This is a genomic window from Chlorobiota bacterium (assembly GCA_016710285.1).
Taxonomy (GTDB): domain Bacteria; phylum Bacteroidota; class Ignavibacteria; order OLB7; family OLB7; genus OLB7.
Genome location: JADJXR010000001.1, coordinates 2,802,376 through 2,823,496, shown reverse-complemented (window position 1 = coordinate 2,823,496; position 21,121 = coordinate 2,802,376). Strand labels below are relative to the sequence as shown.

Genomic DNA, 21,121 nt, shown 5'->3' with positions numbered 1-21,121 from the left:
CAACTTTTTCACCTTCTTCCCCCCTCACCCACCACCACTTGCATCTCCACACGGCGATTTTTTGCGCGTCCATCCTCGGTTCCGTTGGTGGCGATGGGGCGGGTCTCGCCATACCCGGCGGAGGTAATCCGGTCGGCAACGACGCGGTTCCCCACAAGGTAGGATTTCACCGCCGCCGCACGCTGCTGCGACAGCTCGGCATTGGACGCCGGGTCCCCCACGTTATCGGTATGCCCGCCAATCTGGATGGTGAACCCAGGATTCTCCCGCAGCAACCGCACCACCCGGTCCAAATCGGCAATGGACTCACGTTTCAGCAACGATTGCCCAAAATCAAAAAACACCAACAACCGGGTGGAGCCATTCAGCGGCTGAAGTTGGAAGTCCATGTGGAGATGCTGGGTGGCTTCAAGGTCGTACGGGACGTTCACCTCCTGCGAGTAGAACAGGTGATTGCGCGACAGCCCCGTAAGCGCGTATCGCCGCCCGCGCGGAAGCACCACGGTGTACTCCCCCGTTTCCGGGTTGGTGATGGTGGTTCCGATAACATCGCTGGTGGCCAGGTCCACCACTTCAACGCTGCCAAACAGTGGTTGCCCGGCAGTGGTGGTGATGCGCCCCGTCACCACGGTGATCGGGTCAATCGGGAAGGGAACGGGGGAAACCCGATAGAGGTCGTACCCGCCTGTTCCGTTGGACCGGTTCGAGGCGAACGTTGCGATGCGGCCATTGCTGGAAAGGGTGAAGGAGATTTCATCGGCCTTGCTGTTGACCGGTGCGCCGATGTTCCGAACGTCGGCGGTGTCGTCGGCAAAGGTGGCGGTGAACAGGTCGAACCCGCCAAGCCCGGGGTGGCCGTTGGAAGCAAACATCACGGTCTGGTGATCGGGGGAAATCCAGGGGGAGACCTCATCGAACGCCGTGTTGATCTGCTCACCAGCATTGATTGGCTGGCCCCACGTTCCATCGTGGGTGCGGCGGCAGAACCAAAGGTCCCGCCCGCCGTTCCCGCCCGGGCGGTCGCTGGAAAACCACAGCACGCTTCCATCACCGCTGATGCAAGGCTGCGAATCCCAGTAGGGGCTGTTGACCGGAAGCCCAAGATTGGTGGGGATCATCCAGGGAACAAGGTCGGCGGGAATGTTTCCGCGCACGCCGGCATCAACACTGTACAGGTCGCAATCACCAAGCCCGTAATCGCACCCGGCAAAGTAGAGTTGTTGCCCGGAAGGCATCACCGAAGGCATTCCATTGCTCTGCTGATTATTGACCTGCGGTGCAGGTTCGGGGGGCATCCACACGCCGCGGACTTGCCGCGACACAAACAGGCTGTGCTTCCCCAACGCGCCGGTTCGGTTGCTGGTGAAATAGACGACGGTGGTATCCAACGGAATGGCTGCGCCGAACTCATCGGACGGGGTGTTCAGCTCGTTCCAGGGGAGGATCGTAAGCCCGGTTCGCTTCACCTCATCTTCGTCCAGCAGCGCAGGGCGAATCACACCGTTTGGCGATCCGCACCCGGCGATTGCCACCGCCAGCACAACCGGCCACGCCACCGATAGCAGCAACGCCAGCAATGGGATCCGCGCCGAAGCAGAAAAGGCAATGTTCACCATAAAAAATGCGTAGCGATTGATTGGAAGTTGGGGCCGCCACCGCAAACCCGCCGGCTACCGCAACTGATACTGCAACGTGGCCGAAACCGCGTAGATGCCTAGATCGGAGTTTGGGGATTTGTTGATGGCATTCATCCCAAAATCAAGAGTGAGTTCGGGAAGGAAATTCCAGTTGTCGTTGATGGGGTAGGTTAGCCCCACCCCAAGCCGCAAAGCATAATGGACGTTCGCAGGCTCGGGAACCGGGCCGGATTCCTCAATCGTGCTCCGGTTGGTCCCTGGGTACAGCAGGTCGCTTTTGCCGAAGCTGCGGGTTCGTTCCAATGTTGAGGAGACCGTGGTGGCGGCATTCAGCCCAAACAGCAGGTAGAATTTGGAGAAATCCAGCTTGGCCGCGCCCCCCCAGCGGAGGTAATCAATCGTGGCTTCGAACTCGTGAGCCGAAGCCGCCACGAGCGTATCACCACGGCTGGTTGTTGCCGGCTCGCTTACGGCCCCCGCCGAACTAAACCCGCTACGGACGTACTCCCCCGACACCACAAACGAGAAACCGGTGTTCAGCGGGAACTCCAATCCCAACCCAACCTGGTAGCCGAACCCGGCGGCGGCTCCGTAAATATCAGCCTCGCCCGAAACCTTCCCAACATCCAGCGGCACGTTGTCCAGATAGACATCGTTGGAGTATGCCGAGCGGTTCAAGCCGGCCTTCAGCGCGATTTTCAGATTTGGCGTGTTGCGGCGGGTGGTTGGCGTTAGGACATCGCCCGGAAACGGTGGCATTGCAAGCCCCAGATCACCCCCCGCTGGCTGCGGAGCAAGCGGGACCGCCGTTTGCGAAACGGCCACAGCAAGCCCTGAGCAAAATCCCACCGACAGCACGCCCGCCGCCAGCACGGCGCAGCGAAGCACATACAAAAGTTGCATGAGTGTGGCCACGATCATGGATGAATGATGCCAACAAAAACGATGATGCCAACCGAAACAAGGTCCATTTGCTGCGCCGAAGATAGCTCGGCCAGTGCGTATTTCCGCCACGGCTCCCCGATTATCGCGCCGGTTCGCATAGAAATTCACACGATTCCACAGGGCGATTCCGTTCATTGCCCCGTTGCCCGCTTGCCAACCGCCATGCGTGCAAGTAAATTTGCCAGCACTTGTTCCCCCGGGCGCGGAACCGCAGCGATTGCTTCCGGCAGTCGCGCCCGGCAATCGGCATCCCCGGCTTGGCCCGCGAAACACGCGGGTTGCGCCAACAACAGCAGCACGGAGAGATGTGATGGATTTTCTACAAGACAATTTCTGGATCATTCTTGGCGTGGCCATTTGGCTGTTCAGCTCGCTGTTTGGCGACAAGAAGAAAAAGGCCGAGAAGCAAGCCAAGCGGAAAGAACTGATGGAGGAAGCGCGCCAGAAACGCCAAGCCGCTGGCCGCCAGGTTGTGCAGAAACTTCAAGAAACCGCAGCCCGCAGTTCCGAAACTGAAGGAATCGTCCCGAACTCCTTGAAAGCATTGATTGCCGAGGCCGAGCGGAGGATTCAGGAAGGGATCAGCGAAGCCGAGCAACCAAAAGCCCCGGCGGTCCAACCGAAACCCGCCGAGCGGCAGCAGATCCGTGAGCTGGTGAATATGCCGGAGACCGATTTTGAATCGTTCGATGCAATGCCAACGCACGATCAAAAAAGCGACCCGTTCGAGTTCCGTAGCCAAATGGAAAATTTCACCGAACGGATGGATTACGACACGCAAACCAAAGCGTTCGAGTTTGTACAGCCAATCAGTGAGTCAATCGAGCAGCAATATCACACTGCGGGTTTCCAGCAGTTCCAATCGGCGCACGGGTTCACCCATCCCGGGGGGAAATCGCAAATTCTGGAAGCCGCAACCGTTGACGAAGATTCCGGAGCCTACGAATCAGCATTCCGCACGCCCGACGACGTTCGCCGCATCATGATTCTGAAAGAAATTCTCGATAAACCGCTCGCCCTTCGCCGCTAATGGCCACTACCCTGTACGACAACCGCCTTGCAAGCTCCCCCACGACTGAGTCAGGGGCGTTCCGTTTTGATTTCCGCACCTTCCTTGTGACGATGGCACTGGTGGGGATTGGGCTGATCTCCATCTACAGTGCCACGTACGATTCCGGCGCGTCGGCAATTTTCCAATCGCAGCTGGTGTATGCCGTGGCTGGGTTGGTGGTGATGGTGGCGGTGGCGTTCGCGCCGGACCGCTGGCTTCGCATGAGCAGCATCCCGATGTACGCCCTGGGGATGTTGCTGCTGATAGCGGTGTTGGTGATTGGGACCGAACGCTACGGCCAGAAGAACTGGATCATCATCGGCTCGTTCAGCTTGCAGCCGTCGGAGCTGATGAAGATTGGGACGCTGATGTTCTCGGCACTCTTCATCAGCCGCGAGGGGAAATCGCTGACGTACTGGCGCGACCTGGGAACCCTGATCGCCATTGTGGTGGTCCCCGTTGGGCTGATTATGGCCGGGAAGGATACCGGATCGGCAACGGTGTATATGGTGATGCTGATGGCGATTGCGTTCTGGGGTGGGGCCGATCTATTCCTGCTGTTTTCGCTGGTGGCCCCGGCAATTATTGGGTTGGTGGCGTTGCTTGGGTCCATCAGCGGCTACGGAAGCATCCCGCTGTATGTGGGGCTGGCGGCATTGCTTGGGGCGATGCTCCTGTTCCGCCGGCGGATGCTGCCAACGATGCTGGCGTTTGGGCTATCGCTGGGGGTGGGGCTTTCCACGCCGATTATCTACGACCACCTTCCCCCCCACATGCAGAACCGCCTTGCAACATTCCTGAATCCGGAGCTGGACCCGCAGGGGGCGGGGTATCACGTTATTCAGTCAATGCTTGCGGTTGGCGGTGGCGGGTTGTCGGGGAAAGGATTTTTGCAGGGGACACAAACGCAGCTTCGGTATATCCCGGAGCAGTGGACCGATTTTATCTTTTGCGTGCCGACCGAGGAGTTCGGGTTTCTGGGAGGGGTGCTGGTTATCGGCTTGCTGGTGATGCTGATCTGGTTTGCCGTTGACACCGCCAACCACTTGCGAAGCCGGTTTGAATCCACCATCTGCTTCGGCATTGCGGCGGTGATTTTTTACCACATGACCATCAACATCGGGATGGCAATCGGGCTGGTTCCGGTGATGGGAATCCCGCTGCCGTTCCTCTCCAAAGGTGGGTCCTCGCTCCTGCTGAATATGTTTATGATTGGGCTGCTCCTCAACTTCTACCGTTTCCGAACCGATGTACGCCGGTTTTAGGTACTGATTATGCTCACGCTTGCCAAACTCACCGAAGCCCTTCTTCCGCTTGCGTACTGCGTGGCGGTGGCGATGTACGGCATGGCGTTTCTGCGCCGCGACGAACGCGCCCAACGCTGGGGCCGGCCTGCCGCGCTGGCTGCCCTTGCCGTCCACTCGCTCCTGATCTTCGCCCTGACGATGTACCACGGCCATTGCCTGGTCTATACTCCGTTCGAGTTGATGACCATGCTTAGCTACACCATCACCCTGACCTATGTTGTGGTTGAGCTGGCAACGGGTGAGCGGGGAACGGGGGTCTTTTTTCTGGGGCTGGCCTTGATCTTCCAAACCGTCAGCGCGATGTTCAGCACCGGCGTGGATTCCTCTTCCCCCAATCCCATCCTGCTGGATAACAACGTTGCGCTGCATATCGCCGCTGGGCTGTTTGGCTACACCGGTTTTGCGATGTCGGCAGTGTACGGGGCACTCTATTTGCTGCTGTACCATGAGATTAAATCGAACCGGTTCGGGGCGTTGTACAACCGGCTTCCCAGCTTGGGATTGCTGCAAACCATGGGTGAGCTTTCCGCGTTGATTGGGCTGGTGTTTTTGTCGGTCGCCATTGTTATCGCGTTGGTTGCCTTGCCCGACATTCTTCCCACCTTCAGCTACTCGGACCCCAAGTTAATTGCCGAGCTTGCCATCTGGACGTTGTACTCCGGGACGCTTCTTGCCCGCTACGCCATGCGGCTGGATGGACGCAAAGTGATGATCCTTTCACTGATCGGCTTTTTTGGATCGGTGCTTTCGCTAACGGTCATCAATGCCCTGCTCAGTGGGTTCCATAAGTTCAGTTGATCCCCCCCCCCTATCCCCGCCCATCATGCTGAACATCTATGCCATTGGAACCTCCCACAAACATTCCCCGGTGGAGCTGCGCGAGCAGCTTGCGTTTGGCGAGGAAGAGCTTCCCGAGGCGCTGCGGGACCTGCAGCAAACGATCCCTGGCGAGTCGGCGATTATCTCCACCTGCAACCGCACCGAGCTGTACGTGCGCCCTTCGGCGGCGGAATTCAACACTGAGCAGTTGAAGGATTGGCTGCGCAAATGGAAAGGGGCGGAGCTTCCCGACAGCTACTTTTTTCAGCTTCGCGCCGCCAACGCCGCGCGCCATTTGTTGGAGGTGGCCAGCGGCGTGGATTCGCAGGTGATTGGCGACATCCAGATTATCGGCCAGGTGAAGCAATCGTACCTGATTGCACGCCAGCAGAAAGCCGTTGGGAAAGTGTTGATACGGTTGTTCGAGACCGCGCTCCGCACCGGGAAACGGGTGAAAGCCGAGACCGATCTGTTCGCCGGGGCAGTCTCCATCAGCTATGTGGCGGTGGAGCTTGCGCGGAAAATCTTCTACCCCCTAACCAACAAGCGGACGCTGGTGATTGGCGCAGGGGAAACCGGCGAACTGACCGCACGCAATCTGCACGCGCAAGGGGTGCGGAACGTCACCATCAGCAACCGGACAGAGAGCCGGGGGCTTGAGGTTATCGAGCGGTTAGGGTTTGGCCAATGGATGCCGCTGCCGGCGTTGGCACAACGGCTGCATGAGTTCGACATCGTGATTGTGGCCGCCGGCGCGCCAACATGGTTGGTTGGCTACGAAGCCGCACGAGCGGCCAGCCAGCAGCGCGGCGGCGAAACACAGCTGTACGTTGACATCTCCGTCCCGCGAAATGTGGACCCGAAGATCGGCACCATCCCGAACGTTTTCTGCAAGGACCTGAACGACCTGAACAGCGTTATCGAGACGAACGTTGAACGCCGCCGTGCCGAGCTTCCCCGCGCCGACGCGATTATTGCCGAGGAGCTTGCGGAGTTCAACGCCTGGTGCAACCTGCTTCCGGTAACGCCGGTGATTGCCCAGCTTCAGCAGCAGGCGCGGACGATTATGGACGCGGAGCTGGCGAAGCAACGCGGAAAGTTCTCCGAAACAGAATTCGGCCAAGTGGAGCGGCTGGTGGAGACCGTGGTGAAGCGGATTATCGGCATTCCGATGTCGCACCTTCTTGATGCCGAAGCGGACCAGGAAAGCATGCTGGAAACCGCTGCTCACCTGCGGAAATTGTTCAAGCTGGACCACGGGGAATAACGGGCTGGGGAAGCCCGGGGAACTTTGCATGCGGTTGCAGCGTGGTGGCCCGCGTTTCCTTTCCCCCCGTTACTTCCCGTCATTGCCCACACGGGGCAATCGGCGTATTTTTTTTGCGGTTCTCGCACACAGGATAAAAAGAATCAACACACAGGGAAGCACAATGGACCGACCGATTCGAGTACTGATTGCCAAAGCCGGCCTTGACGGCCACGACCGTGGCGCGAAGGTGATTGCCGCAGCATTGCGCGATGCCGGAATGGAGGTGATCTACACAGGGCTGCGCCAAACTCCGGAGATGATTGTGGAGGCCGCCTTGCAGGAGGACGTGGATGTGATTGGCATCAGCATGCTAAGCGGAGCGCACATGACCATCTTCCCAAAAGTGTTGGAGCTGATGCGCGCACGCGGAATGAACGACGTTCTGCTGACCGGCGGCGGCATCATGTCCGATGCCGACATCGAGGAGCTTCGCAGGGTTGGCGTTGGCGATTTGTTCACCCCCGGCGCGCCAACTACCGCAATCTCATCCTACATCAAAGAGTGGTTCCAAACCCACGAACGGGTCTAACCAGGCCAACCGATTGCCACACCGAACCGTGACCATGCCGAAGCACCAACCCACCGAACTTTCGCAGGCCGAACTTGGCATTGTGGGCCGCTCGGCAGCAATCGAGGAACTCCTTCGGCTGATCCGCCAAATTGCTCCAACCGATCTTACCGTCCTTCTGATTGGCGAAAGCGGAGCCGGCAAGGAGGTGTTTGCCCAGGCCATTCATCGGTTAAGCAACCGCGCAAGCCAGCGGATGATCCCGATCAACTGCGGCGCGATTCCGGAAACGTTGCTGGAGTCGGAGCTTTTCGGCCATGAGCGTGGGGCATTCACCGGGGCGGTGGATTCCCGCAAAGGGTTGTTCGAGGCAGCCGACGGCGGGACCATCTTCTTGGATGAAATTGGCGAGATGTCGCTGGCCACACAGGTGAAACTTCTGCGAGTGTTGGAGACCTTGGAGTTCACCCGCGTTGGCAGCACCGAACTGCGAAAAACCAACGTCAGGGTGATTGCCGCCACCAACCGCGACCTTGCCGACGATGTCCGGCGCGGCAAGTTCCGCGCTGATCTTTACTACCGTCTCCATTCCGCGCAGCTTCGCATCCCTCCATTGCGCGAGCGTGTTGAGGATATCCCGGTCCTGATTGCATGGTATGCCGCCGCCACCGCGCGACGTGTTGGTGCCAGCTTCAACGGGATCACCCGTGGGGCATTGGAGGTGCTGGTCCGCTACCCCTGGCCCGGGAACGTCCGCGAGCTTCGGAACTTCGTGGAACTGCTGATAACCCTTGAAGGGGGCGCGCAAATCACCGAAGAAGCGGTGTTCCGCCATCTGGATATTGAGAACCGCCCGCCGGTGATCGAGAACCCCAACGCCATTGTCCACCTTGCCGGAAAAACCAGCGAACAGGTGGAGCGCGAACTGATCTACCGCGCACTGATTGAGCTTCGGAATGAGGTTGGGGAGCTGAAAGAACTGATCCGCGACAACAGCCGCCGCGTTGTTGAGCCAACCTCCAATTTCCCCGCGCTCCCCCCGGCCCCCGCGCCCGAACCGGAGCCGGTGGATCCGATTGCAGAGCTTGGCCACGTGAACCTTGCCGAGGTGGAGCGCCGCGTTATTTTGCACGCCTACCAACGCCACGGATTCAACAAACGCCGCACCGCGCAGGCCCTGGGCATCAGCGAACGGACGCTGTTCAGGAAACTTCAGGAATACCAGATGGAGGGTGAGGGAATAAAGGATACGAAGATGCGGGATGAAGGATAACCGACGATAGGCAACCGAACTCTTCCAAGCTCCAAGCACTTTCAACTGACCAAATTCTTTTTGATGATGAACCACACCGGAAAAGCACGCGGCAAACGCGGGAGCAGCCCATGGGCTGCGCTGGCGTTGTGCCTGTTGCTTGCCGGGTGCTACTCGTTTCGCGGCGGCGCGCCCCCTGCCAATTTGAAGACGGTCATCATCCCCACGGTGGAGGACGCAAGCGGTTTTGGCCGGGCAACGGTCCGCGACGAGATGACGCGGGAGCTAATCCGGAAATTCCGCGAGGACAATAGCCTGCGGGTGGTTGATGCCGCCCAGGCGGATTCGCGGTTGGAGGTGACCATCACGAACATCCGCAACGACGAGCGCCGGAACATTTCCACGGGTGAGATCGAGACGGTGCGTGGCGTGACGATTAGCGCGCAAGTCACCTTTCTGGATAATCTGAAACGAACCTCGGTGTTTGCAAACCGGGCATTTTCCGGCGATGCGCAATATCGCCTTGATGAAGGGGCTGCCGGCGAAGAGCGTGCAATCCGCACAGCGGTGGACAAAATCACCAGCGAAATTCTTTTGGCAGCCGTCGCCGATTGGTAATTATGGAGACAACGTTCCTTATCGTCTATTTTGCGGCGCTTCTTGTGCTTGCATTTTTTGGGATGTACGGCTTGGTGATGGTGATCCACTACCTTCGCCTTCGCCCTGCCGATCCAACGCCGAGCAAAGGGGGCGGGCTATCGCGCCACCCACACGTCACCGTTCAGCTTCCGCTGTTCAACGAACTGCACGTTGCCGAGCGATTGGTGGAAGCCGTCTGCCGGCTGAATTACCCGTTGGACCGTTTAGAAATCCAAATCCTTGACGACTCCACCGACAACACCACCAAAATGTTGGCCAACCTTACGCGGCGGAAGCGGCGATTGGGGATCAACATCCATCATATCCACCGGACGAACAGGCAAGGATTTAAGGCAGGGGCATTAAAAGAAGGATTAGCAACGGCAACCGGAGAATTCATCGCGATTTTTGACGCTGATTTTGTGCCGGAGCCGGAGTTCCTTGCCGAGACGATTCCGCACCTGCTGGCCGACCCGCAGCTGGGATTGGTGCAGGCCCGGTGGGAGCATATCAACCACGATTACAGCTTGCTCACCCGAATGCAAGCAATGGCACTGGATGCCCATTTTGCAATGGAGCAGCAGGTGCGCAACCGTGCGGAATATTTCATCAATTTCAACGGGACGGCGGGCATCTGGAGGAAATCCTGCATTCTTGATGCGGGGAATTGGGAAAGCGACACGCTTACCGAAGATTTGGATCTTTCCTACCGCGCCCAGCTTCGCGGCTGGCGGTTTCTCTATTTGAATGATGTCACGGTTCCGGCGGAGCTTCCGGCGGAAATTAATGGATTAAAATCGCAGCAATTCCGCTGGACAAAAGGGGCTATCGAGACGGCAAAGAAGCATTTGCTTCGCGTTTGGTTATCGCGCCAACCGTTGCGAACTAAAATTCACGCGACCTTTCACCTCACCTCCAACATTGTTTTTCCGTTCATCTTGCTTGTCGGCATTTTGAACGTCCCGATGGTGTTTTTGAAAGCGAATAATCCTGAATTATCCCGCTATTTCGATCTGATGTCGGCGTTTATTTTCGCCTCCGTTTCATCATTTCTTTTTTACCTATTTGCCCAGCGCGACATCCGCCCCGATTGGCGGAACCGGATGTTCCTGTTCCCGATATTTATGGCCGGAACAATGGGGCTTGCGGTGAACAACACCAAAGCGGTAATCGAAGCAGTTATTAGCCACCGAAGCGCGTTTAACCGAACCCCGAAATACAACATCAAGCGGCGTGGCGACCGTGCGTGGCAGCGAAGCGCGTACCGTTACTCTAAGGTCAGCGCAGCAACGGCGTTGGAGGTGTTGTTGGCTGGATATTTCGTGTTTGGAATCGTGGCCAGCCTTTCCTTCCGCGAGCTTGCAGCAATCCCGTTCCAGCTGATGTATTTATTCGGTTTTGGTCTTACCGGCTTCCTTTCCATGCGCCACGCTTGGGTACGGCGGTAAGCGTGGTGATTAAAATTGGAGAGCCGTCCCGACTTATTCATGACGGCTACAATCCCCAGAAACTGGTTCTCCACAATGCAAAAAACGCTGGGCAATCGGGTAAGAATTGCCCAGCGTTTTTTATTTCTGAAAATATTCTAATTAATTCACCTTTGCCGTAACCGGACCGCGGGTTCCGCTGTAGCTGGTTAGCTCGCCATCAATGGAGCCGATCACCACTTTGCTGCTTACTTTTACCGGGATTTTCCGATCGTCGTCGGTCATATACACCACAATGCGCCCCTCGTTTTTGAACAATCCTCCTTCCACCACCATTGGCTCAACCACCACACAGTTAAAGGTTCCAGCGTCCGTTTCAATTTTCTCCTTCCCAAGCACCCTGATGCGAAGGTCGTGGGTTTTCTTCCCATAAAAATTTTGCAAGGTGATGGACTGCCCTTTTTTCATTGCGCTAAGGTTCAGGGTCCGCACGTAGTACATCGCGCTTAAGATGTCGTGAACAAACGGCGGCGTGGTGAAGGAGCCTTCGGTGGTTTTTGCCTTCTTGGCGCGTTGGTCAATAATTGCCGAGAAGTCGCGGCTGTAATTTCCTTCCTTCACCGACTGCTCAAATCGCCACGGGAAAATTCCATCTATATCAATGTAGGTTTGGTAGCGGTCGCGCACCTTAAAAACGTTATCGAAGCTGCTGGTGGTGCGGACGGTAAACTGCACGCTGTACGTTGGGCGGTCGCTGATGGTCTCCGGCTTGGAGGCAATTTGCATCACAGCTTTCCCCGCCGTGATGAATTTGTAGTTGACATCGAAATTGAGTTTTTCGCCATAGCCAAAGGCAATGTTGGGAAGGTAGCGAAGCGCGCCCGATTGCCACGTTGCCGCCATATCTTTTGAGGCTTCGCCGCTGGCGGACATCAGGGCAATCATCGAGCCAACCGCTCCAATGGCCACAAATCCAAAGGTCAGCAGCGTATGCCAGCGTTTTTTATTGGTTGAGTTCAGCGTTTCCATGCGTTGTGTATTCCTGAAAAAATGGTTTCCGTTCCCTGCCGAAGGGTGTCTGCTGGGGGCTGGGACGCAAGGTTTCCATGCTGGTTTGATAACCACCCATGCCAAGCACTCCCATTGCTCTGAACAGAAATCGCAAACCCGCATTGTTAGGCAATGGAGTCGCGCAGCCCGGCCCCTTTGCCAATCAGCATATCCATGCAGGCCGTCACCACGCGGTCCGGCTTGATTCGCAGGACGCAGTTTTCCGGCTGATGATCTTTCTCGCAGCGTGGGCAGAACGGCTCGTTAGCGTGCGGAACCAGCGTTGTCACCTGTTCGCCGATTGGCCCCCAGCGAGCCGGCCACATCGGGGGAAGCCCTGGGTAAAGCCCCACCACCGGAACTTTCACAAGCGCGGCAAGGTGAATCGGGCCGGATGAGGTTCCCAAAAATCCTTTTGCCCCCCGAAGCAGCTCGCTGAACAGGTCCAGCGACATCTCCCCAACGGCATGAACGCGGGAGCGGTTGCGCATCTGGCTTATGATTTTCGTTACCAATTCTTCTTCGTTTGGCCCAGCGGTGATAACGATGTTCAGCCCTGACCAATCGGCCAACAAGGCATCAGCAACGGCAGCAAATCCTTCCGGGGAATAATCGGACGCATGGCCACGGCTTCCCGGGTGGATCACCATGTATTCCCCCACAATCCCCAACGATTGCAAGCGGGCTTTGGCTTCGGCAGCCGCCGATGGAGCAACCTTCAGCCGGGGCATTCGCACCGGAAGTTCCCCCGGAAGCAGCGGGCTAAGCAGGTTCACTCCATACTGCGATTCATGCTTTTGCCCCCCTTTGCGGTGGTCGTACACCCAACGGGTGAACAGCCCGGAGTACCAGCGGTAGCCGGTTCCGATACGGACATCAATCCGTGCCCGCAGCGCATCCAACGCCAGCCGGAACTCCGGCTTCGCAAACACAACAGCGTTTGGCTGATAGATTTTCATCAGGTGCAGCCCTTTGCGCATTTCGGTGATGGTAAGCACCTTCCCAACGTCGCTGACGCGGTTCAGGATTGGCGCGGTGTACGGGCGGACAAGGAAGGCGACTTCCGCGTTCGGCAGGCGTTCTTTGATTGCGGCAGCGATCGGCAACGTTAGGATCACATCCCCCAAGCCATCGGTGCGGCAAACAAGGATACGTTTCAGGTCTTCGGTCGGTGTAAGGATCGGCATGGCCGGAAAATAGCGAACAACAACCGGAGAAGGAACAGAAAGATGAAGATTCGTGAAGAAGTTCTTGTTCCGTTGCGTAGGCTCACCGTTGCAACCGCCTCCGTTCGCTATCTTCGCGGCCAGATTGAACCAGAGATGGAAGACCAAAAAAATCCAACCCCTTCGCCATTGCGCGTTGCCCTTGTTGGCTACGGAACAATGGGCCATGAGATTGAGCGATTAGCCGCCGAGCGGGGTGCGCAGATTTCGGCGACGTTCGACCTTGCCCGCCCGATTGCTGCAAACGCTCCCATTCATGCCGATGTTGCTATCGAGTTCACCCACCCCAATGCTGTTCTGGGAAATATCAGAACTCTGGTGGAGTTAGGATGCCCCGTTGTTGTTGGGACCACAGGGTGGGACCGGCACGTTGATGAGGTCCGGCAGCTGGTGGCAGCGGCGCAAGGGCGGGTGCTGTACGGAAGCAATTTTTCCGTTGGGGTGAACCTCTTTTTCCGCATTGTTCGCGCAGCGGCCCAGCTTCTGAACGGGTTCCCGATGTACGATGCTGCGTTGTTCGAGGCGCACCACAACCGCAAAGCCGACGCGCCAAGCGGAACCGCAGTAACGCTGGCATCCATCCTTCTGGAGCAGCTTGATAGAAAAACCGAACTGTGCGCCGGAAACCCCACGGGGCGGATTGACCCGGCAGCCTTGCACGTTAGCAGCCAACGGGTTGGCGCGGTGGTTGGAACCCACACCGTCACGTTCGATGCCGAGGCGGACACGATTGAGCTGACCCACAGCGCACGCAACCGCTCCGGCTTTGCGCTGGGCGCGCTTCTTGCCGCCGAATGGCTGGTTGGGCAACCGCCAGGGTTCTACCGGTTTGAAGAGATATTCTGAAAAGGGAGCATCTTCCCTTCATCAATTCCGAGTCCCAACAACCAATTCCCGACACCATGTCACTACTGTTTCGCGGCACGGGGACCGCGCTGGCAACCCCGTTCCATGCCGATGGCTCGATTGATTTCCACTCGTTCGGGCGTTTGATTGACCACCAGCTGCAGGCTGGCATCGAGGCACTTGTCCCCTGCGGTTCCACCGGGGAAAGCGCCACCATGACCCACGACGAAAAGTTAGCGGTGATCCGCTTCACCGTGGAGCGGGTTGCGGCGTTTGCGGGAAACCGCCCCAGGGTGATTGCCGGCACCGGATCGAACATCACCGCCGCAACAATCCAGCTTTCCAGCGAAGCCGCCGGGCTTGGTGTGGATGGCCTTTTGCTGGTGTCGCCCTACTACAACAAACCCACCCAGCGCGGGCTGCTTGCCCATTTCGGAGCCGTTGCCGAAGCCCTTCCCGACGTGCCGATCATCCTGTACAACGTCCCGGCCCGCACCAGCAGCAACATGGCTCCGGAGACAACTCTGGAACTTGCGCACCGGCACGCAAATGTTGTTGGGATAAAAGAAGCGTCGGCAGATTTGGAGCAATGCTCGATGATTATCCGCGACGCGCCCGCGCACTTCGCACTGTACAGCGGCGAGGACAGCTTGACGCTTCCACTGCTATCAATGGGGGCCCAGGGGGTGATTGCCGTCATCAGCAACGAAGCACCGCAGCATTTTGGCGACATGGTTCGGCATGGGTTGGCCGGGAATTTTGCCGAAGCACGCCGGCTGCATCACCATCTGTTCGCCCTGATGCGAATGAATTTTATTGAGTCGAACCCCGTTCCGGTGAAAGAGGCGTTGGGGATGATGGGGGTCTTTGATTCGGTCAATTACCGGTTGCCGTTGGTTTCGCTTACGGAAGATCATCGCCAGAAACTGCGCGAATGCTTGCAGCAGTTAGGGCTGGTGGGCTGATACTTCCCCGCATACTCACATTATCAGGAACACGTTTGGACGCAGTTGAATTTTGGTCAATCTGTTCGGTCAACGGGCTTGTGCTCTCGCGCGAGCAAGTTGCCGAATTTGAACGCTACGCGGGCGACTTAGCCTACTGGAACGAAAAAGTGAACATGATTTCGCGCCGGGATATCGAGAATATCTGGGTGCGGCATCTGCTTCACTCGGTGTCGTTGGGGTTCACGGGGTTGCTCCCCAAAAGCGGGAAGGTGTTGGATATCGGAACCGGCGGCGGATTGCCGGGGATTCCGCTGAAAATCGCCTATCCAAAACTGGATATCACCTTGCTGGACTCCATCGCAAAAAAAGTGCAGACCGTTGGGATGATGGCCTCGCACATCACCAAGCACGGCCTGCGGGCGGTCCGGAACCGTGCCGAGGAATTGCCCAACGACCCGAAAAATCGCGGCCCGTACGACCTTGTCGTCTCGCGGGCAACCGCTCCGCTGGTTGATCTGATCAAATGGTCCCACCCCGTGTTGAAGCCTGATGGAAAAATCCTGACGCTGAAAGGGGGCGATTTAACTGAGGAGATTCGCCAAGCCCAAACCAAACACAGGGATGCTCAGATCACTGTTGTGGAGTTGAACGTTCGGGGGGTGGAGTGGTTCACCGAGGAGGAGAAAAAAGTTGTGGAAGTGACGTTCCCCCGGCAGGAACCTCAGCCACAGAACAACGACCCTGAGTAGCAAAACGAGCAGAGACCAGCACGCAGAAGCGGGCATCAACGGAACGCCAAGAATCAAAACAGCCCTGAACGGTTTCACGTTCAGGGCTGCTTGCTTGAGTGCCGTTGTTCATCCTTGCATAACCGTCACATCGCCACTCAAGAGGAGAGAAGAAATCATGGCCTCAGTGCTTGAACATCGTGTTCTCTCTCTCTCTGCTGTTCTCTCTTTGTGTTGCTCTCTCTCTATACTTCAGCTTCGCGTGGGGGGACGAAGCGCCATCGTGTGGGTGCTCGCGCTCTCTCTTCTTCAGTTGTGGTGGTGGAATCTGAATCTATCTACCTGCTGCTCTCTCTCTCTTTCCAGCAGTGTTTATTCTCTCTTGCGTTGTTGCTGTTGTTTAGTTGGCCGAGGCCGCCAGCGTGTTCACCCGTGAAAGCTGGGTGGGGTTAAGAACGGTGGCAATCTCCGTTTTGTGGCGTGCGACAATCGGCGCAAGTTGCTCGTTGATTTCAACGATCCGCTTCATGCGTGGGGCGGCTTCGGCAAAGGCGATGTCGTCGCTGTAGTCTGGGCGGGCAGTGATTGCTTTGTACTCGCTCCAGAGCTTTGTCCGCTCGGCTTGCAATGCCGCCACTTGGTTGCTCATTGCCGCAATTTTTGTGTTTTGCTGTGCCGTCAGTTTCAGTTCGGATTTGGCACTTGCGGCAATCGGAGCCACGGAGGTTGGCTGAAGGTGCTGCTGGCTAACCGGAACGCGGCGTACGCGGGATTCAACCGGCTGTTGTGCGGACATTTCGGCAGCCCCGAAAGCGATGATACCTGCCAGAACCAGTGTGCGGATTGCGATCGTTGTTGTCATATTGGCTCTTCTCCAAAGAAGGGTTTGTGTGGACGTTTTTTTGATATTGCCGCCAACGTGTTGATTGCTGTTGCGCGGGCTGTTGTTGTGAATCGCCGGCAAAGACCCGGCCATCTGGTTTGCGGTTTAATGCCTTCTCACGACTTTTTTCCCCCTTCCGCAACTACATTTGCGGCCACACTGACCGCCGCCCCGTGGCATTGGATTAACCGATGCCCAAGTTTTTTTTCCATGATCGAAACTCAACGATGAAGACCTTAGGACCAAAACGAAATTTCCTTGCTATCGAACGCCAGCACTCCACGTTGGAGTCGTCGCGCATCGCCATCGTCTCGGCTCCATACGAGCATACCGTTAGCTACGGCGGCGGAACCCGAAAAGGGCCGCAGGCAATCCTGGATGCTTCGGCATATGTGGAGTTTTACGACGACGAGTTCGACCGCGAACTCTGCTTCGATTTGGGAATCGCTACGCTGAAGCCGCTTGACTTCGGCCAGAAGGTGGACCAGGAGGCCCTGGGGCTAATCGCCGATAGCGTTGGGGGATTGATTGACGCAGGAAAGTTCGTGGTGACGTTGGGAGGGGAACACACCATCTCCACCGCGCCGATTCTTGCACACTTGCAGCGATACCCCACCATGAGCTTGCTCCATTTCGATGCCCATTCCGATTTGCGCGACACATATCAAGGAAGCAAATACTCGCACGCTTGTTTTGCGGCCCGCGTTGCCGAGGTTCTTCCCCCCGAACGGATCACCCAAGTGGGAATCCGAGCGCAGTGCATCGAGGAAGCGCGGTTTATTCGCGAGCGTGGGGTGAAGACCTTTTACGCCAACGCAATCCGCCGCGGTATCCATGGCCAGCACTGGCAGAAATCGGTGGCTGATACGTTGGGCGATCAGGTCTATGTAACGTTCGACGTTGATTTCTTCGATCCGGCAATCATGCCATCCACCGGAACGCCGGAGCCGGACGGGTTTTGGTACAACGAAGCGTTGGAAATCTTCCGCACGTTGCTGAAAGCTGGGAAGCGAATCATCGGGTTTGACGTGGTGGAGTTGGCCCCAACAAAAGGGCTGCACCACCCCGATCTGCTGGCCGCACGGTTAATCTACAAGATGCTGAATGTGGCCTTTGCCGAAACCGTTCCCGATTATCCGAACCTGTAATCCATCAACAAGCCGTTTCCCCTTTCCCTTCATGCCAACACATCATGCTCGTGCATCGGCAGCCACATTGATTGACCGCGTTGCCACCTCCTGGTGCGCACGCAATCGCCCCGAATCCATGAACACCGATTGGGGGCAATCGCTGCTGGCCTACGGGCTGATGAAAGCGGTGCAGGCCACCGGCAACGCCGCTGCGCGGGAATATCTGCGCCGCTGGCTGACCTACCATCTTGGCGCGGGGGTGCACCCCAATTATTTTGTTGGATCGTGGAGCATCGGGTTGCTCTATCCCGACGTGGTGGCGTTGTTTCCGGAGTTTCGCTATCCGCTGGAGGGGGTTGCCCAGCGGATTGACCATTTCATCCGCCAAAAAGCAATCCGCAACGGAGATGGGGTGATTCTTCACAACGTGGATCTGCCCCACATCTACATTGACACCATCTACTACTCCGCCCCGATTCTTGCCAAACTTGGCAGCACGTTGCGGCGCGACGACTGGCAGCAAGAGGCGTTGCACCAACTGCGGGAGCATTGCCGAATCCTGCGCGACCCCGCAACAGGGTTGTTTATTCACTGCCAGGAGAATTTGTCGGAGCGGAGATCGGAAGGGGCGTGGGGGCGCGGGAACGGATGGGTGGCAATGACCTGTGCGGAATTGCTTCCCCTGCTTCGGCGTGGGTCTGCGGAGCGGCGCGAGGTTTCCAACATTTTGTTGGATATGATGACCCGCCTGCTCCCCTACCAAACCCGAAGCGGGCTGTGGCGAACCATCCTTCCCGACAAGACTTCCTACCAGGAGACCTCGGCATCGGCGATGTACCTGTTTGCCATGCTGCGGGGCCGGCAGCAAGGGGTTCTTCTGGCAGCGTTCGATGAAGCGATTGAGCGCTGCCAGCGCGGGTTGCGCCGCCACATCAGCAGCGACGGGAAATTTGAAGGAGCATCCGAAGGGACGTGGCCCGGAACGGTGGAATACTACAAAAGCCTTGCCTGCGGCGAATGGTGGTGGGGAACAGGGGCGTATCTGCTGGCGTTGGCGCAAGAAATTGAGAGCAGATGAACGCAGGGGTCATAGCCTCGGTAAATATTCAACGGGCTGGCAAACAATGGTTGCCAGCCCGTTGAGCTACCAATCTGGATGGGCGATTTCTAGCACCAACCCGCCTATTGGAAATGCCCCCTTCTACTCCAACCCCTTCTCCCCAATCTTCTCCTTGATATACGCCCGCAGCACCTGATTGACTTCCCGAGGAATACCTTCGTAGGAACTTTGCTGCTCTTCGGTAAGGATGTTTTCTATGATTCGCCGGTGCATTCCTCCAACGGCAAATTTGGCCATCCGTTTCCACGCGCGCCGGTTGTCGCCAACTTCTTCACTGATCATTGCTAACCGCCCAATCATCCGCTCCACATTAAAACGGATGCGCCCTTTCTGGTCGTCGGTCATATCACCCAGCCGCGAAGTATATACCTCCATGATATTCCCAACTAATTGCTCCGGCGTGGTCTGCGAAGCTGGCTGCGTAGTCTGCCCTCCGGTTTTATTCTCTTCTATGGATTGCTGATTTCTTTTTTCAGAGATATTCGGCGCGGGTTGCTTTGCCAAGCGGGTTGCTGAGTCTTGCACTGCTGGAATGGAAGATGGGGCAACCGGCTGCGGCTCCGTTTCTTTTGGCTGCCGCTTTGCCACCGGCGGCATTCCTTTCCGGTGCGGGCGCAGCTCCGGCGGAAGCACGCGCTCCTCTATCTGGTCGTACCGGACCTTCTGCTCGGCGGTTAAGCGGGGATAGACCCGCTTCCGCAGCGTATCCAACACCTCCTGGTATTCCTCCTGCGCGACGCTGCGAAGTGCGCGAATCTCCTCATAGGCTTCCTCCAACGAGCCTCGCAGCGAATCGCGCTGGGCCTCGGTAGCTTCCAATCGGTCAAGGAATGCTTCGGAGAATCCTTCTTTCTCTTTCATCCGTTGTGCGTCGCGGACGCGGTCGCGAACCACAAGGCCCACAATCGCTCCGCCGCAGATCAACCCAATCAGGAAGACCGCCGAAAGCCCGAAGATTGCTTTGGTGCGCGTTGTCATTAAAACGGTAGGATTGAGCTAAGTGTGCCGAACTGGTCAATCGCATCAACAATGTGTGGCCCCGACCCCGTGAAGCCCAGCACCAGCAACGCCGTTGCGGCGGCCCCCAGTGCCAAGCCGATCCGTGGGGAGAAGTTGAGCATCAGGTCCCAGACGGTGGACCTCCCTTCCGGGGACATCGCCAAACGCGCCACACGCTCGGCAAACCCGTAAGGGAACTGCGGCGCGTACGACTGGCGCATGATCTGTTCAATGGTTTCGCGTGACATGGACGTGTGTATTGATGTTCTCTGTTGAATTGAATTTTATTTCTACATCGCGTTGCTGCGACCCGCTGTTGTGCTGCTCTATCATCTCCATCACATCATCCTCTATCACATCATCCTCTATCACATCATCCTCTATCACATCATCCTCTATCACATCATCTCCATCGGCACATCCACATCGTGGCCGGCAAGCAGTTCCCGCATTTTATCTTTTGCGCGGAACAAGCGGGATTTCACGGTTCCGGTTGATATGCCCAGCATCTCGGCAACTTCTTCCACCGATAACTCCTCCACCACACGCAGCACCAGCACTGTTCGGAACTCCTCGGGTAATTTTTTCAAGGCGGCCATCACCGCCGTTTTGCGTTCTTGGGCGATGATCGGCTGGTCCGTTCTGGAGCTTCCGGCAAACCGTTCTTCGGGTGGCTCGCGGTCGTCGTCGCTGTTGCCAAAGCCAAATCGGGTGAAGATTGAGCCTTTCCGCTTGCGCCGCTTCGACTCGCGGTAGCAGTAGCGAAGCGCGATTCGCGTAAGCCACGTGCTGAACAACGATTCCCCCCGGAAGGACCCCAACGCACGGAATGCCAGCACAAAAATCTCCTGCGCGATGTCGCCCATGTCATCCTGCGGAATATCCCCCACCACCGACTTTATCGTGACGGCAACGCGGCGCTCGTAACGCCGAACAAGCTCGGCGAAGGATTGCTCCCTTCCCTCAAGGGTTTGCCGAATTAATTCCTCGTCCGTGAGTTGCGTCATTGCCGATAAGGTTGCCGAATCGCTGCGGAAGGCTTAGAGACGAACCGGTTAGCACGGTTCCCCGTAATTTCCCAGAAATCTTGGCAGCTTCCGTTCGGTTGCAACCGGCTTGGGTTTCCAACCGGAACGATCCGCTTCCAGGGTCTTTCCATCTATCGCTCTTTCTATCCAATGTGCTCCCCAATGAACCAACGCCCGCAGATACCCGCGCAAAATATGGAGTTCCTTCATCGCTTCTTGGCTTTTTTCCCTGTTTCTGCTCCCTTGCCTGCTGGCAGCCCAGCAGCCCCT

At 57.3% G+C, this 21,121-nt stretch carries 21 protein-coding genes; 13 read left to right on the top strand and 8 right to left on the bottom strand.

The annotated features are described in order from the left end of the window. Positions 1–8 precede the first annotated feature (8 nt). Together IPM61_10300 and IPM61_10295 are read right to left on the bottom strand one after the other, a co-directional pair. Positions 9–1,616: a PD40 domain-containing protein gene (locus tag IPM61_10300; protein MBK8911706.1), complete on the bottom strand. Its 1,608-nt coding sequence runs from the start codon at positions 1,614–1,616 to the stop codon at positions 9–11. Between the two features lie 54 nt (positions 1,617–1,670). Next, the gene (locus IPM61_10295; protein ID MBK8911705.1) at positions 1,671–2,540 is read right to left on the bottom strand and encodes an outer membrane beta-barrel protein; all 870 of its coding nucleotides are present in this window, start codon (positions 2,538–2,540) and stop codon (positions 1,671–1,673) included. 220 nt (positions 2,541–2,760) lie between these two features. Between IPM61_10295 and IPM61_10290 the strand changes: the two genes are divergently transcribed. The 8 genes from IPM61_10290 to IPM61_10255 all read left to right on the top strand — a co-directional run bounded on the left by IPM61_10290 (position 2,761) and on the right by IPM61_10255 (position 10,915). Continuing rightward, positions 2,761–3,612, top strand: a complete 852-nt coding sequence (locus IPM61_10290) for a hypothetical protein (GenBank protein ID MBK8911704.1) — start codon at positions 2,761–2,763, stop codon at positions 3,610–3,612. Next, on the top strand, positions 3,612–4,898 hold the full coding sequence (gene rodA, locus IPM61_10285; GenBank protein MBK8911703.1) for a rod shape-determining protein RodA: 1,287 nt from the start codon (positions 3,612–3,614) through the stop codon (positions 4,896–4,898). Before IPM61_10290 ends, rodA begins: the two co-directional genes overlap by 1 nt. Positions 4,899–4,907: 9 nt before the next feature. Then, positions 4,908–5,738, top strand: coding sequence for a cytochrome c biogenesis protein CcsA (gene ccsA / locus IPM61_10280; protein ID MBK8911702.1), 831 nt, complete (start codon positions 4,908–4,910; stop codon positions 5,736–5,738). Positions 5,739–5,763: 25 nt separating this feature from the next. Beyond that, positions 5,764–7,026, top strand: coding sequence for a glutamyl-tRNA reductase (locus IPM61_10275; protein MBK8911701.1), 1,263 nt, complete (start codon positions 5,764–5,766; stop codon positions 7,024–7,026). A 163-nt stretch (positions 7,027–7,189) separates the two neighbouring features. Next, positions 7,190–7,597: a cobalamin B12-binding domain-containing protein gene (locus tag IPM61_10270; GenBank protein MBK8911700.1), complete on the top strand. Its 408-nt coding sequence runs from the start codon at positions 7,190–7,192 to the stop codon at positions 7,595–7,597. Between the two features lie 34 nt (positions 7,598–7,631). After that, the gene (locus tag IPM61_10265) at positions 7,632–8,849 is read left to right on the top strand and encodes a sigma-54-dependent Fis family transcriptional regulator (protein ID MBK8911699.1); all 1,218 of its coding nucleotides are present in this window, start codon (positions 7,632–7,634) and stop codon (positions 8,847–8,849) included. Positions 8,850–8,912: 63 nt separating this feature from the next. Next, positions 8,913–9,446, top strand: coding sequence for an LptE family protein (locus IPM61_10260; GenBank protein MBK8911698.1), 534 nt, complete (start codon positions 8,913–8,915; stop codon positions 9,444–9,446). A 2-nt stretch (positions 9,447–9,448) separates the two neighbouring features. After that, positions 9,449–10,915 carry a glycosyltransferase gene (locus tag IPM61_10255; protein ID MBK8911697.1) on the top strand — a complete coding sequence of 489 codons (1,467 nt, stop codon included), beginning with the start codon at positions 9,449–9,451 and terminating at the stop codon, positions 10,913–10,915. A gap of 141 nt (positions 10,916–11,056) precedes the next feature. Here the strand turns inward: IPM61_10255 and IPM61_10250 are convergent, their stop codons facing one another. After that, positions 11,057–11,839: a DUF3108 domain-containing protein gene (locus tag IPM61_10250; protein MBK8911696.1), complete on the bottom strand. Its 783-nt coding sequence runs from the start codon at positions 11,837–11,839 to the stop codon at positions 11,057–11,059. A 230-nt stretch (positions 11,840–12,069) separates the two neighbouring features. Further along, a complete protein-coding gene (locus IPM61_10245) occupies positions 12,070–13,131 on the bottom strand; it encodes a glycosyltransferase family 9 protein (protein ID MBK8911695.1) in 1,062 nt (353 codons plus the stop codon). Positions 13,132–13,299: 168 nt separating this feature from the next. Here IPM61_10245 and dapB point away from each other — a divergent pair, with 168 nt between their 5' ends. From dapB to rsmG, 3 genes are read left to right on the top strand one after another with little or no spacing between them, the layout of a single operon-like run. Beyond that, positions 13,300–14,016 carry a 4-hydroxy-tetrahydrodipicolinate reductase gene (gene dapB / locus IPM61_10240; protein MBK8911694.1) on the top strand — a complete coding sequence of 239 codons (717 nt, stop codon included), beginning with the start codon at positions 13,300–13,302 and terminating at the stop codon, positions 14,014–14,016. Positions 14,017–14,072: 56 nt separating this feature from the next. Then, entirely contained in the window at positions 14,073–14,981 is a 909-nt protein-coding gene (locus tag IPM61_10235; protein MBK8911693.1) for a 4-hydroxy-tetrahydrodipicolinate synthase, read from the top strand. 35 nt (positions 14,982–15,016) lie between these two features. Then, a complete protein-coding gene (rsmG, locus tag IPM61_10230) occupies positions 15,017–15,712 on the top strand; it encodes a 16S rRNA (guanine(527)-N(7))-methyltransferase RsmG (protein MBK8911692.1) in 696 nt (231 codons plus the stop codon). A gap of 379 nt (positions 15,713–16,091) precedes the next feature. Here the strand turns inward: rsmG and IPM61_10225 are convergent, their stop codons facing one another. Then, complete coding sequence (locus tag IPM61_10225; GenBank protein MBK8911691.1) at positions 16,092–16,553, bottom strand: hypothetical protein; 462 nt, start codon at positions 16,551–16,553, stop codon at positions 16,092–16,094. 248 nt (positions 16,554–16,801) lie between these two features. Here IPM61_10225 and speB point away from each other — a divergent pair, with 248 nt between their 5' ends. Further along, a complete protein-coding gene (speB, locus tag IPM61_10220) occupies positions 16,802–17,722 on the top strand; it encodes an agmatinase (GenBank protein ID MBK8911690.1) in 921 nt (306 codons plus the stop codon). Between the two features lie 31 nt (positions 17,723–17,753). Beyond that, positions 17,754–18,782, top strand: coding sequence for a glycoside hydrolase family 88 protein (locus IPM61_10215; protein MBK8911689.1), 1,029 nt, complete (start codon positions 17,754–17,756; stop codon positions 18,780–18,782). Positions 18,783–18,905: 123 nt separating this feature from the next. Here IPM61_10215 and IPM61_10210 read toward each other — a convergent pair whose 3' ends face one another. The 3 genes from IPM61_10210 to IPM61_10200 form a co-directional block, all read right to left on the bottom strand. Then, on the bottom strand, positions 18,906–19,802 hold the full coding sequence (locus IPM61_10210) for a hypothetical protein (GenBank protein ID MBK8911688.1): 897 nt from the start codon (positions 19,800–19,802) through the stop codon (positions 18,906–18,908). Further along, entirely contained in the window at positions 19,802–20,071 is a 270-nt protein-coding gene (locus tag IPM61_10205) for a hypothetical protein (protein MBK8911687.1), read from the bottom strand. The genes IPM61_10210 and IPM61_10205 overlap by 1 nt, the downstream gene beginning before the upstream one ends. A gap of 150 nt (positions 20,072–20,221) precedes the next feature. Then, positions 20,222–20,830 (bottom strand): sigma-70 family RNA polymerase sigma factor, encoded by a 609-nt coding sequence (locus tag IPM61_10200; GenBank protein MBK8911686.1) that lies wholly within the window; start codon positions 20,828–20,830, stop codon positions 20,222–20,224. Between the last annotated feature and the right edge of the window lie 291 nt (positions 20,831–21,121).